Here is a 13,265-nt window from a genome sequence, read left to right as displayed (position 1 = left end):
CGCGTCAGCCCTCGTACTCGTCCATCGGCGGGCAGGAGCAGACCAGGTTGCGGTCGCCGAAGGCACCGTCGATCCGGCGCACCGGCGGCCAGTACTTGTCGGCGGCCGACACACCGGCCGGGAAGACGGCCTCCTCGCGGCTGTAGCCGTGCGTCCACTCCCCGCTGAGCGCGGCCGCGGTGTGCGGCGCGTTCCGCAGCGGGTTGTCGTCCTTGGCCCACTCCCCCGAGCCGACCTTCTCGATCTCCTCGCGTATGGCGATCATCGTCGCGCAGAACCGGTCCAGCTCGGCCAGGTCCTCGCTCTCCGTCGGCTCGATCATCAGCGTGCCGGCGACGGGGAAGGACATCGTCGGGGCGTGGAAGCCGTAGTCGATCAGCCGCTTGGCGACGTCGTCCACGGTCACCCCGGTGGCCTTGGTGAGCGGCCGCAGGTCGATGATGCACTCGTGCGCGACCAGGCCGCCCGGGCCGGTGTAGAGCACCGGGTAGTGCGGCTCCAGGCGCTTGGCGATGTAGTTGGCACCGAGCACCGCGACCTGGGTGGCGCGCCGCAGGCCCTCGCCGCCCATGAGCCGGACGTACGCCCACGAGATCGGGAGGATGCCCGCGGAGCCCCACGGGGCGGCGGCGATCGGGCCGACGCCGGTCTGCGGACCCGCGGCCGGCTGGAGCGGGTGGTTGGGCAGGTACGGCGCGAGGTGCTCGCGCACCGCGACCGGGCCGACGCCGGGGCCGCCGCCGCCGTGCGGGATGCAGAACGTCTTGTGCAGGTTCAGGTGCGAGACGTCGCCGCCGAACTTACCCGGACCGGCCAGGCCCACCAGCGCGTTCAGGTTGGCGCCGTCGACGTACACCTGGCCGCCCGCCTCGTGCACGGCCGCGCAGATCTCGGAGATGTGCTCCTCGAAGACGCCGTGGGTGGAGGGGTAGGTGACCATGAGCACGGCGAGCTCGTCGCGGTACTGCTCGATCTTGGCGCGCAGGTCGTCGGTGTCGACCTCGCCGTCCTCGGCGGTCTTCACCACGACGACCTTCATGCCCGCCATCACGGCGCTGGCGGCGTTGGTGCCGTGCGCGGAGGACGGGATGAGGCAGACGGTGCGCTGCGCGTCCCCGTTGGCCCGGTGGTACGCGCGGACCGCCAGCAGCCCGGCGAGCTCACCCTGGGAGCCGGCGTTGGGCTGGAGGGAGACCTTGTCGTAGCCGGTGACCTCCGCCAGCCGCTCCTCCAGCTCGCGGATCAGCGTCAGGTAGCCCGCCGCCTGCTCGACCGGCGCGAACGGGTGCAGCCCGGCGAACTCCGGCCACGTGACCGGCTCCATCTCGGTGGTCGCGTTGAGCTTCATGGTGCAGGAGCCGAGCGGGATCATGCCGCGGTCCAGCGCGTAGTCACGGTCCGCGAGGCGGCGCAGGTAGCGCAGCATGGCCGTCTCGGAGCGGTGCCGGTGGAACACCGGGTGGGCCAGGTAGGCATCGGTGCGCAGCAGCCCGGCGGGCAGCGCGTCCTCCGTGGCGGCGTCGAGCGCGTCGACGTCGCCCTGGACACCGAAGGCGGCCCAGACGGCGGCCAGTTCGGCGCGGGTCGTGGTCTCGTCGCAGGCGATGCCGACGTGGTCGGCGTCGGTCAGGCGGAGGTTGACCCCGGCCTCGCGGGCGGCCTCGACCACCTGCGCGGCCCGGCCCGGGACGCGCGCGGTGAGGGTGTCGACGTACGTGTCGTGGACGAGCTCGACACCGCCGGCCCGCAGGCCCGCGGCGAGCACCGCGGCGTAGCGGTGGGTGCGGCGGGCGATGGCCGCGAGCCCGTCCGGGCCGTGGTAGACCGCGTACATCCCGGCCATCACGGCGAGGAGGACCTGCGCGGTGCAGATGTTGCTGGTGGCCTTCTCACGGCGGATGTGCTGCTCACGGGTCTGCAGGGCCAGCCGGTAGGCCGGGGCGCCGTCGGCGTCGACGGAGACGCCCACGAGGCGGCCGGGCAGGCTGCGGGCGTAGGCGTCGCGGACGGCCATGAAGCCGGCGTGCGGACCGCCGAAGCCCATCGGTACGCCGAACCGCTGGCTGGAGCCTACGGCGATGTCGGCGCCGAGCTCGCCGGGCGAGGTGAGCAGGGTGAGGGCGAGCAGGTCGGCGGCGACGGTGACGATCGCGCCCAGCTCGTGCGCGCGCTCGATGACGGCACGCGGGTCGCGGACGGCGCCGGAAGCGCCCGGGTACTGGAGCAGGACACCGAAGACGCCGCGCTCGGCGACCTCGGCCGGGATGCCGTCGGCCAGGTCGGCGACGACGACCTCGACGCCGGTGGGCTCGGCGCGGGTCTGGATGACGGCGATGGTCTGCGGCAGGCAGTCGGCGTCGACCAGGAAGACGCCGTCCTTCACCTTGCCGACGCGGCGGGAGAGCGCCATGGCCTCGGCGGCGGCGGTGCCCTCGTCCAGCAGCGAGGCGCCGGAGGTGGGCAGCCCGGTGAGGTCGGCGACGACGGTCTGGAAGTTCAGCAGGGCCTCCAGGCGGCCCTGGGAGATCTCGGGCTGGTACGGCGTGTACGCCGTGTACCAGGCGGGGTTCTCCATGACGTTCCGGAGGATCACCGGCGGGGTGAAGGTGCCGTAGTAGCCCAGGCCGATCATCGACGACAGGACCTGGTTGCGGTCGGCGAGGCCGCGCAGTTCGGCGAGGACCTCGGCCTCCGTGCGGGCCTCGGGCAGGCCCAGGGCCTCGGTGCTCTTGATCACGTCGGGCACGGCGGCCGCGGTGAGCTCGTCCAGCGAGCCGAAGCCGACCTGCGCGAGCATCTTGGCCTGGGCCTCGCTGTCGGGGCCGATGTGGCGCTCGGCGAACGGAGTGCCGCGCTCCAGCGCTGCGAGGGAGATGCGGTTGGCGGTCATCTGCGAAAGGCCTCCTGGTCTGTGCGACCTTAGAGGGGCACCGCGGCGCGGGTGCCCGGACGGCCTCCCCCTCTGTCATCGCGACCTGAGAGCTTCACCGTCCCGCGTGCCGCGGCCCGGCTTTCCCCGTCGGTGAGGCGGAATCCGGGGACATTTCGCCCCGCAGACCCGACCTGCTTTCCAGAGTGACCTCGCCCGCGCGGTACGTGTGCCTGAGAGATTCCGGGGAGGATTTGCTCCTTCGGCGCCTCCGGCGATTCCGGTGAACTGATCCGGTTCCACTGGAGGACTCTCCCGCACAGGGTCTGCAGCCAGCGCCAGCCTACCAGCGCCATTGTCGCCCGAACCGGTGCGGTGAGCCCCGCACACCGCGCTCAAGTGGCCGCATTCCCCGTTGTGGCTTTTCGTAGGTGTCACGGGACAGATCTGTGAGTTGGAGGGACCGTGCAGACCGACATCGATCCGCGGCGACTGATCGGGCACAAGGCCGTCGACCGCGACGGGGCGAAGCTGGGGACGGTGGACGAGGTCTATCTCGACGACGCGACGGGCGAACCGGAGTGGGCGGCGGTGCGCACCGGTCTGTTCCACCGGGACGTCTTCGTGCCGCTGGGGCCGAGCGAGGTCGTCGACGACACACTCAAGGTGCCGTTCGACCGCGCGCTGATCAAGGACGCGCCGGACTTCGGCGTGGGCCGCCACCTCTCCCCCGAGCAGGAGCTCCAGCTGTACCACCACTACGGCCTGGACGTGCCCGGCTGACGCACCACCGCTACGACCTCGACGCACTCGGCTCACCTTCGCCACCGGCTCCTCCCCCTTCTGGTTCCTGCCGCGTCCCCTCGTGCTCGTCGGGCCGGATCAAGGGCAGAGGATCGGCCGGTGCCAGGTCGGGGTCGTCGACGGCGAAGGTCCGCACCCTGCCGGGCGGAGACCACGGCTGCTCGAACCGCACGGTGACCCGGCCGACCCCGCTGCCCTGCACCCAGCCCGTCCCGTACTCGGCGTGGGTGACATCGGCGCCCGGCAGCCACCGCCGGGCCTGCCGCGCGTCCGCCGCGGCGTCCTGGACGCCCTGGCCCGGCGGCCCCGGTATTCCTGTGCCGGATTCCGCTCCCGCGGGCTCCGGGACGGCGGGGGCGGCCTCCCCGGCCCCTTCCCCGGCGGCGTGGGCGGCCTGCGCGAACAGGTCCTCCTGGGTGTAGTCGGCCAGGCCGCTGACGCCCACGCCCAGCAGCCGGACCCCGGCCGTGGTGTCCACCTGCTCGATCAGCCGCGCCGCCGCCTCACGGACCACGGCCGGGTCGTCGGTGGGCCCGCGCAGCGTCTCGGACCGCGTCAGGGTCGAGAAGTCGTACCGCCGCACCTTGATCACCACCGTCCGGCCCGCGCGCCCCGCGCCGCGCAGCCGCTCGACGCACCGGTCGGCGAGCCGGGCGATCTCCAGCTGGACCCGCGTACGGTCGGTGACATCGGTGTCGAAGGTGTCCTCCACCGAGACCGACTTGGTGTCCCGCTCGGCGACGACCGGGCGGTCGTCCCGGCCGTTCGCCATCGCGTACAACGAGGCGCCGTGAGCCTTGCCCAGCAGCCGCACCAACTCCCCCTCGCCCGCCTCCCGCGTCTCGGCGACCGTGTGGATGCCCGCCCGGCGCAGGGCCTCCGCGGTCGCCGGGCCGACGCCGGGCAGGGTGCGCACCGTCATGGGGCCCAGCAGCTCCCGCTCGGTCCCGGGCTCGATCACCACCAGGCCGTCGGGCTTGGCCTGCTCCGAGGCGATCTTGGCGAGCATCTTGGACCCGGCGAGCCCCACCGAGCCCGTCAGCCCGGTGGCGGCCCTGATGTCCGCGCGCAGCCGCTCCCCCACCGCCCGCGCGGTCCGGGTGTCCTCGGCGGCACCGCCGGCCTCCAGATCCACGAACGCCTCGTCGAGGCTGAGCGGCTCCACGAGCGGGGACAGCCGTCCCAGCAGGCCCATCACCGTGTCGCTGACCGTCCGGTAGAGCGTGAAGCGCGGAGCGAGATAGGCGGCGTGCGGGCACAGGCGGCGGGCCTGTGCCGTCGCCATCGCCGAGTGCACCCCGAAGACCCGTGCCTCGTACGAGGCCGTGGCCACCACCCCGCGCGGGCCCACGCCGCCCACGACGACCGGCTTCCCGCGCAGGCTGGGCTTGGCCGCCTGCTCCGCCGAGGCGTAGAAGGCGTCCATGTCCAGATGGAGAATGGTCGGCGCATCTCTCACAGGTACCGATGCTGCCGTACACCACTGACAATCGGCCCGAAGGCCGCCCCAGGCGGCCTTCGGAGATCGGCGCGGTCAGCCCCCGGCGGCCTGCACGCCGCGGCGCGGTCAGCCCGCCCGGTTGCGGCGCCGGGCGAGCTCGTCGGCCGGGTTGTGCCCGATCAGCGTCTCGCCGGTGTCCACGTGCTCACCGTGCAGTTGCGACAGCGCCTCTTCCACATCCCGCCAGACCACGCCCACGGCGATCCCGAAGACGCCCTGGCCGCCCTGGAGCAGCTCGACGACCTCGTCGGGGGAAGTGCATTCGTAAACGGTCGCGCCGTCGCTCATGAGCGTCATCCGCGTCAAGTCGTCCAGCCCGCAGGCGCGCAGGTGCTGGACGGCAGCGCGGATGTTCTGCAGGGACACACCGGTGTCCAGCAGCCGCTTGACGATCTTGAGGACGACCACGTCCCGGAAGCTGTACAGCCGCTGCGTCCCGGAGCCGTACGCGGGCCGCACACTCGGCTCCACGAGGCCGGTGCGCGCCCAGTAGTCCAGCTGGCGGTAGGTGATGCCCGCGGCCGAGCACGCGGTGGGACCGCGGTATCCGACCACCGCGGAGGCCCGTTCGTGCAGGGTCCCGGCCTGTGCCGCGACTCGATGTGCGGGGGGAGCCGGATCGGCCGGTACGCCCCCGTGGAGCGGATACGGACCGCCGGCCGCCGTGCCGTCGCCGGTGCTTCTCACGCCGACCTCCGTCCTTGACCTGCCTTCTCGACGGTAGGCAGTCACTCGGGGTGCGTCAACGATCGCCACACTCGGCACGCCGAGTGATAATCACCCTGAGAGTGGTTTGCCGTGACTGTCGCGCGGGAAAGGCTACTCGAATGTCAGAACGGGGGCGGGCCAAGCGCCCTTACTGGCTGCTGGTCCCGAAGTCCTCGGGGGAGATCTGGTCGAGGAACTCGCGGAACTTCTCCACCTCGTCCTCCTGCTCGTCCGGAATGGCGATACCGGCGTCGTCGAGCACGCCGTCGCTGCCGTAGATCGGGGTACCGGTGCGCAGCGCGAGGGCTATGGCGTCGGAGGGGCGGGCGCTGACCTCGACACCGCTGGCGAAGACCAGTTCCGCGTAGAAGACGCCTTCCCGCAGGTCCGTGATGCGGACTTCGGTGAGCTGCTGGCCCACCGCGTCGAGCACGTCCTTGAACAGGTCATGGGTGAGTGGGCGCGCGGGGCCATGCCCTGCTGCGCGAAGGCGATCGCGGTCGCCTCTCCCGGTCCGATCCAGATGGGGAGGTACCGGTCGCCTCCCACTTCCCGCAGGAGCACGATCGGCTGGTTGGAAGGCATCTCCACCCGGACACCCACGACGTCGAGCTCGTTCACACAGCAACCCTAGGACGTGCGCGGCCGGTTTGGATAGTCGGGCCCGAGTTCGGTCAGCCCTGCCCGGACCGCAGCGCCGCCTGGAGCAGCGCCGCGTGCAGCCGCACCGACAGCGTGGCAATCTCGCGCGCCGTGGCCTCCGCATGCGCTCTGGTCTGCGGATTCCGGTGCCGGCGCAACGGTGCGACCACTTGTTCGACCAGCCCGGCCTCGCGGTCGGCCGCCGCCTTCACGGCCCGCAGATGGCGCGGCTCGAGACCGAAGCGGCCGAGATCCGCGACGATCTTGGCGACCGTGACCGCCTCGGCGTCGTACGACCCGTCCGCCGCCTGCCCGACGAGCCCGTATGCCTCCCACTCGGCGAGCTGGTCCTCGCTCACCTCGGTGGCCGCGAGCAGCTCGGCACGGCCGATCCGGGCGACCGTGGGTCGCTCCAGCTCGATCTCACCGCCGTCGATCAGCTCCTGGGCGGGCGGACCGGACGCGGCGGGCAAGGAGATACGTTCACCGCGCTCCAGCGCGTCGAGGTGCTCCCTGATGACCTTGAGCGGCAGATAGTGGTCACGCTGGATACGCAGGACGTAACCGAGCCGTTCCACGTCCTCCGGGCTGAACTTGCGATAGCCCGACGGCGTCCGCTGCGGCTCCACCAGGCCCTCCGACTCCAGGAAACGGATCTTGGAGATGGTGACCTCGGGGAACTCCTGCCGCAGCAGGTTCAGGACCGCGCCGATACTCATCGGGCGGCGTCCCGCGGCGGCGGTGCCGGAACCGGCACCGCCCGACGGTTTTTGCAGCATGGACCTTCCCCTGGGGGTCCCCCGGACCGGAGTCCGGGGGGAGGTCAGATACCGATTGGGGGTACCCCCGGACGGAGTCTGGGGGAGGATCAGATGCCGACGGCCCGCTGGCTGGCGTAGAAGACCAGGCGGTACTTGCCGATCTGGACCTCGTCGCCGTTGGTCAGCGGGACCGCGTCGATCGGCTCCCGGTTGACGTACGTGCCGTTCAGGCTGCCGACGTCGGCGACGGTGAACCCGCCGTCCGGAGTGCGCCGGAACTCCACGTGGCGACGCGAGACCGTCACGTCGTCCAGGAAGATGTCGCTCTGCGGATGGCGGCCGGCCGTGGTCAGGTCGCTGTCGAGCAGGAAACGGCTGCCGGAGTTCGGGCCACGACGCACCACGAGCAGCGCCGAGCCGGGCGGCAGCGCCTCGACGGCGGCCTGCGCCTCCGGCGAGAGCGACGGCAGCGGCGTCTGCCCGGTCACCTCGGAGTCGTACGCCTCGAGACCCGAGATGGAGATCGTCGAGGTGGTCTCCGAGGCGCGCTCGGGAACGGCGCCGCCGCGCAGCGGCGCACCGCAATTGGAGCAGAACTTGCTCGACTCGGGGTTCCGGTGCCCGCACCGGTTACAAACAGGCAATCCGAACCCTCCACCCGCACTTGAGGTTGATGGCTCCTGGAAACCTATGCGTCCGGCACCGGCAGGGTCAACAGACGACGCGCCCTGTCCGCCCGAAATGTCACCGCCCTGCGCGCCGATCTGGTCCCGGAACAGCGGCCGCCGCTCCTCCCCACCGCCGCCTTCCGCGGAACCCTGGGCACGGTGACGAGCGGTGCCGCTGCCACCGTCCCGGCGCGCACTCTTGCCGAACAACTTCCCGAACAACTTCACGGGCGATTCCCCTTGACTGAAACAGACCCGCCCGTGGGGCAGGACAAAGCCTCGCTGTAACCCTCGATGCACACACCGGTCGACCCGGACACCCTCACAACGTCCGTGACCTTCAGACAGTTTCCACCACGCGCTACTGATCTGATGCGCCGACCCCCCACTACCTTGAGTACTGGCCGGACCAGCTCCATGCCCGCCCGCCTCACTCCGATGACGACCGAGCGTAGTCAGGGCGCTTCGCCGATCGCAAGGCGTCCACGACGATCTTCTCAGCGCGTCGCACGGACGCCGTGGCCTGCTCCTTCTTCAAGGTCTGCACCACACCGCCGGGGATGTTGAGCGCCGGCTCCAGGTCCTCCGGCTTGCCGATGACCTTGAAGACGTAGGGCTGGCTCACCTTCTGCCCGTCGACGGTCACGCCGTCCACGGCATCCGCGAAATAGGTGTCGGCGACCACGCGCACGTCGTTGACCTGGATCGCCTCGGCGCCCGCCGCGCGCAGCTCCTGGATCGCGTCGAGCAGCATGTCGGCCTTCACCGCGTTCTGCGAGTCGCGGATAGTGAACTCGATACCGGGGCCCTGAGCGGGCACCGTACCCGCGAGGATCCCCAGCTGCTGCTCCTTCTGGAGCGTCTGCTTCCGGGCCTCCTTGGCCTGGTCCGAGCTGGTCTCCAACTCGCGACGCTGCCCCTCAAGGCGCGTCTTCTCGGCCTCCAGACGCTGCGTGCGGTTGCCCAGTTCGTCCAGAATCCGCACCAGGTCCTCCTGCCGCGCGCCGCGCAGCACGCTGCTCTCGGTGGTGGACCGCACCTGGATCGCCAGCCCCAGGCCCAGCACGAACAGCAGCACGGCGACGATGAGTTGGGCGCGGGTGAGCCGCGGCGGCCACAGGCTCTTGGCCAGTCGCTGGCGGCCGGTGAGTGCCGGTTCGGCGGCGTCGGCCGCGGCACCGGCCGACGGAGACTGCGGGGCCTGGGGCGCGGGCCGTACGGGCTCTTCGCCGGTCCCGGCTCGCTCGCCCCGCGCTTCCTTCGCGTGGTCCTCGCGCCCCTGACGGTCCTCGCGGTCGTGGCGGTCCTCGTGGTCCGTACGGCCCTCGCGGTCCTCGGGCGTCTCGTCGTGGCTCATCGGTGTCACGCCCGGAAGACGTGCCGGCGGATGGCGGCGGCGTTGGAGAAGATCCGGATGCCGAGAACGACCACGACGCCGGTCGACAGCTGGGCACCGACGCCGAGCTTGTCGCCGAGGAAGACGATCAGCGCGGCGACCACCACGTTGGAGAGGAACGACACCACGAAGACCTTGTCGTCGAAGATCCCGTCCAGCATCGCCCGGAGCCCTCCGAACACCGCGTCCAGTGCCGCGACAACGGCGATCGGCAGATACGGCTCGATCTCCGTGGGCACCACCGGGCGGACGAACAGTCCGACCACGACTCCCACGATGAGGCCCAATACGGCGATCACGATGTGCGTGTGCCCTTCCCTGTGTCGGCGCCGCCGGCTCCGGTGGCACCGGCTTTCGGTTCTGCGGTACGTACGATGAGGCTCGGCGCGGCCGGCAGCTCGACCTCGTCCTGGGCGGAGATGCTCGCCTTGATCCCGTAGTTGCTGTGCAGCACCTGCAGATAGCGGCCGTCGGCGGTCTCCCGGAACGCGGTGGCCAGGCGTTCGCCGTCCCCCACCGCGAGTACCGTATAGGGCGGTGCCACCGGCCTGTTGTCGACCATTATGGCGTCGCCCGCCGCTCTGATCGCCGACAGCGACGTCAGCCGCTGCCCGTTGACCGCGATCGCCTCCGCGCCCGACTCCCACAGCCCGTTGACGACCCGCTGCATGTCGCGGTCGCGGACCCGGCCGGTGTCGGAGAACCCACTGCTCTCACGCGGGCCCCCGCCGCCCTCGTCGGCACCTTCCGCGTCGTCGATGACGAGCTTCACGCCGGGGCCGATCACCTTGGTCGCCCCCGCGAGCAGCGCGAGCAGCTCGGCCTTGTCCCCGCCGTACTTCTCCAGCGCCTGGCGCTGCTTGTCGCCGACCTCGTCGCGCAAGCGGTCGAGCTGCTTCTCCAGATCGTCCGCCGCGGTGGTTTCGGTCTCGACCCGGTCGATGAGCTTCTGGCGCTCCTTGGCCAGTTGGGGGGCCGATATCCGCGCCTTGTCGGCGGCGATGGTCACCACGATGGCGGCCAGCACGAGACCGACGGCCAGCACCACCTTGGACCGCAGCGTGCGCGGCATGCCCGAGGTCCCTACGGCGCCCCGGCGTGCCGCGGCCTCGGCGTAACCGTCGTCGAGGCTGTGCTCCATCACGTTCGTCAGCAGCGACATGGACGCGTCGGGACGCGGACGCGCGGGTGGCGATGCGGTGCTCCGAACGGGGGGCTGCTGCGGCATGCCGCACATCGTCGCATGTCGGGGGCGCCGTCACCCAATGGCCCCACCGGCGTGCCGGATACGGGCCCGGGTGGTGGCGCCCCCGAGGTGGTTTCAGCGCATTCGCACGGCTTCCGCGCGGTGCATGGACGGTACGCCGCTCACCGCCCGGCGCTGTCCACCACCTCCGACCACTCGTCGAGCAGGGCCTGCGCCGAGGCGTCGTCGGGGCCCTCCGCCCACAGATGGGTGACGGCTTCCGCCGGATCCGGCAGCACCATCACCCACCGGCCGTCGGCCTCCACCACCCGCACCCCGTCGGTGGTGTCCACCGACCGGTCCCCCGCCGCCTCGACCACCCGCCGCATGACGAGCCCCTTGACCGCCCACGGCGTCGCCAGGTCCCTGCGGAGCACATGGGCGCGCGGGATGCGCGCATCGATCTGGCTCAGCGTCAGCTGTGTGCGGGCCACCAGCCCGATGAGCCGTACGAACGCGGCCGCGCCGTCGAAGACGCTGCTCGACTCGGGGATGATGAACCCGCCGCGCCCGTCGCCGCCGAAGATGGTCGACTCGGCGCGGCCGACGCGGGTGAGGTCGTCGGGCGAGGTCGTCGTCCACTCCACCTGCGTGCCGTGGTACGCGGCGACCTGCTCGGCGATACGGGTCGTGGTCACCGGCAGCGCCACCTTGCCGCTGCGGCGCTCGGCGGCCACCAGGTCGAGCATGACCAGCAGGGCCCGGTCGTCCTCGACGATGCGGCCCTTCTCGTCCACCAGGGACAGCCGCTCGCCGACGGGGTCGAACCGGACACCGAACGCGGCACGGGCGGAGGCCACGATCTCGCCGAGCCGTACCAGCCCCGAGCGGCGGCCTTCGGCGGTCTCCGTCGGCCGTGTCTCGTCCAGGCCGGGGTTGATGGTGAGCGCGTCGACCCCGAGCCGGCCGAGCAGGCTGGGGAGGACGAGGCCGGCGCTGCCGTTGGAGGCGTCCACGACGACCTTGAGGCCGGAGTCCGCGATGCCGGTGGTGTCGACGGCCCGCAGCAGCGACCCGGTGTAGGAGTCGAAGACGCTCGACGGGAAGCTCAGGTCGCCGATCTCGCCGGGGAACGCGCGCCGGTACTCCTGGCGTGCGTACACCCGGTCCAGCTTCCGCTGGCCGCCCGCGGACAGGTCCGCACCCCGTTCGTCGAAGAACATGATGTCGACGGAGTCGGGTACCCCGGGCGAGGTGCGGATCATGATGCCGCCGGCGCTGCCGCGCGCGGTCTGCTGGCGGGCCACGGGCAGCGGTACGTTCTCCAGGTCCCGTACGTCGATGGCGCTGGCCTGGAGCGCGGAGATCACCGCGCGCTTGAGCGCTCGGGCGCCGCGGGAGTGGTCACGGGCCGTGGTGACCGTGGCCCCCTTCTTGAGGGTGGTGGCGTACGCGCCCGCGATCCGGACGGCGAGTTCCGGTGTGATCTCCACGTTCAGGATGCCGGAGACGCCTCGCGCGCCGAACAGCTGCGCCTGGCTGCGCGACTCCCAGATCACCGAGGTGTTGACGAAAGCGCCGGCCTCGATGGTCTTGAAGGGGTAGACGCGGACGTTGCCCTGGACGATGGACTCCTCGCCGACCAGGCACTCGTCGCCGATGACGGCACCGTCCTCGATCCGGGCGGACCGCATGATGTCGGTGTTCTTTCCGATGACGCAGCCGCGCAGATTGCTCTGCTGGCCGATGTAGACGTTGTCGTGGACCACGGCCTTGTGGAGGAACGCTCCGCTCTTCACCACCACGTTGGAGCCGACCACCGTGTGCTCGCGGATCTCCACGTCGGCCTCCACCTTGGCGTAGTCGCCGATGTAGAGGGGGCCGCGGAGTACGGCGTCGGGATGGACCTCGGCTCCCTCGGCGACCCAGACCCCGGGGGAGATCTCAAAGCCGTCGATATCGACGTCGACCTTGCCTTCGAGCACGTCGGCCTGCGCCTTGACATAGCTTTCGTGGGTGCCGACATCCTCCCAGTAGCCCTCGGCGACAAAGCCGTAGATGGGCTTGCCTTCCTTCATCAGCTGCGGGAAGACGTCGCCGGACCAGTCCACGGGGACGTCCGGCTGCACATAGCCGAAGACCTCGGGCTCCATGACGTAGATGCCCGTATTGACGGTGTCGGAGAAAACCTGGCCCCAGGTCGGCTTCTCCAGGAAGCGTTCGACCCTGCCCTCTTCGTCAACGATGGTGATGCCGAATTCCAGCGGATTGGGGACACGGGTCAGGCAGACCGTGACCAGCGCGCCCTTCTCCTTGTGGAATTCGATGAGCTCGGTGAGGTCGAAATCGGTGAGCGCGTCGCCGGAGATGACCAGAAAGGCGTCGTCTTTCAGCGCCGCTTCCGCGTTCTTCACGCTGCCCGCGGTGCCGAGCGGCTTCTCCTCGTTGGCGTAGGTGAGCTCCATTCCGAGCTCTTCGCCGTCCCCGAAGTAGTTCTTGACCAGCGAGGCGAGGAACTGGACGGTTACCACGGTCTCGCTCAGGCCATGCCGCTTGAGCAGCCGCAGAACGTGCTCCATGATCGGCCGGTTGGCCACCGGCAGCAGCGGCTTGGGCATGCTTGAGGTCATCGGACGAAGGCGGGTTCCTTCGCCTCCGGCCATCACAACGGCCTTCATGTCGGAAGCGTCCTCCTTGAAGAGACGACGGTCATGCCGACTTCCCCCGTCC

At 70.9% G+C, this 13,265-nt stretch carries 10 protein-coding genes, 1 pseudogene and 1 riboswitch; of the genes and pseudogenes, 1 reads left to right on the top strand and 10 read right to left on the bottom strand.

Annotation, left to right across the window (positions count from 1 at the left end):
* Window positions 1-4: 4 nt before the first annotated feature.
* Entirely contained in the window at window positions 5-2,890 is a 2,886-nt protein-coding gene (gene gcvP, locus Q3Y56_RS31040; protein ID WP_304465058.1) for an aminomethyl-transferring glycine dehydrogenase, read from the bottom strand.
* A 190-nt stretch (window positions 2,891-3,080) separates the two neighbouring features.
* Window positions 3,081-3,197: riboswitch (glycine riboswitch) on the bottom strand.
* 137 nt (window positions 3,198-3,334) lie between these two features.
* Here gcvP and Q3Y56_RS31035 point away from each other — a divergent pair.
* On the top strand, window positions 3,335-3,652 hold the full coding sequence (locus tag Q3Y56_RS31035; RefSeq protein ID WP_304465057.1) for a PRC-barrel domain-containing protein: 318 nt from the start codon (window positions 3,335-3,337) through the stop codon (window positions 3,650-3,652).
* A 10-nt stretch (window positions 3,653-3,662) separates the two neighbouring features.
* Here Q3Y56_RS31035 and Q3Y56_RS31030 read toward each other — a convergent pair whose 3' ends face one another.
* The 9 genes and pseudogenes from Q3Y56_RS31030 to Q3Y56_RS30990 form a co-directional block, all read right to left on the bottom strand.
* Window positions 3,663-5,132 carry a DNA polymerase IV gene (locus Q3Y56_RS31030; protein WP_304465056.1) on the bottom strand — a complete coding sequence of 490 codons (1,470 nt, stop codon included), beginning with the start codon at window positions 5,130-5,132 and terminating at the stop codon, window positions 3,663-3,665.
* A 108-nt stretch (window positions 5,133-5,240) separates the two neighbouring features.
* Complete coding sequence (locus tag Q3Y56_RS31025) at window positions 5,241-5,861, bottom strand: MerR family transcriptional regulator (protein WP_304465055.1); 621 nt, start codon at window positions 5,859-5,861, stop codon at window positions 5,241-5,243.
* A gap of 169 nt (window positions 5,862-6,030) precedes the next feature.
* Window positions 6,031-6,503 (bottom strand): annotated as a pseudogene (locus tag Q3Y56_RS31020) (bifunctional nuclease family protein).
* A 53-nt stretch (window positions 6,504-6,556) separates the two neighbouring features.
* Window positions 6,557-7,303: a MerR family transcriptional regulator gene (locus tag Q3Y56_RS31015; protein ID WP_304465054.1), complete on the bottom strand. Its 747-nt coding sequence runs from the start codon at window positions 7,301-7,303 to the stop codon at window positions 6,557-6,559.
* An 89-nt stretch (window positions 7,304-7,392) separates the two neighbouring features.
* Window positions 7,393-8,322 (bottom strand): FHA domain-containing protein, encoded by a 930-nt coding sequence (locus tag Q3Y56_RS31010; protein WP_304465881.1) that lies wholly within the window; start codon window positions 8,320-8,322, stop codon window positions 7,393-7,395.
* Between the two features lie 61 nt (window positions 8,323-8,383).
* The gene (locus tag Q3Y56_RS31005; RefSeq protein ID WP_304465053.1) at window positions 8,384-9,319 is read right to left on the bottom strand and encodes a DUF881 domain-containing protein; all 936 of its coding nucleotides are present in this window, start codon (window positions 9,317-9,319) and stop codon (window positions 8,384-8,386) included.
* Window positions 9,316-9,648 (bottom strand): small basic family protein, encoded by a 333-nt coding sequence (locus Q3Y56_RS31000; RefSeq protein WP_304465052.1) that lies wholly within the window; start codon window positions 9,646-9,648, stop codon window positions 9,316-9,318. Before Q3Y56_RS31000 ends, Q3Y56_RS31005 begins: the two co-directional genes overlap by 4 nt.
* A complete protein-coding gene (locus Q3Y56_RS30995; protein WP_304465051.1) occupies window positions 9,645-10,577 on the bottom strand; it encodes a DUF881 domain-containing protein in 933 nt (310 codons plus the stop codon). Before Q3Y56_RS30995 ends, Q3Y56_RS31000 begins: the two co-directional genes overlap by 4 nt.
* A gap of 140 nt (window positions 10,578-10,717) precedes the next feature.
* Complete coding sequence (locus tag Q3Y56_RS30990) at window positions 10,718-13,213, bottom strand: mannose-1-phosphate guanyltransferase (protein WP_304465050.1); 2,496 nt, start codon at window positions 13,211-13,213, stop codon at window positions 10,718-10,720.
* Window positions 13,214-13,265 lie beyond the last annotated feature (52 nt).

This window comes from Streptomyces sp. XD-27, assembly GCF_030553055.1.
Lineage (GTDB): Bacteria > Actinomycetota > Actinomycetes > Streptomycetales > Streptomycetaceae > Streptomyces.
The sequence above is the reverse complement of the archived record's forward strand: the minus strand, read 5'-3'. Positions and strand labels throughout refer to the sequence as shown.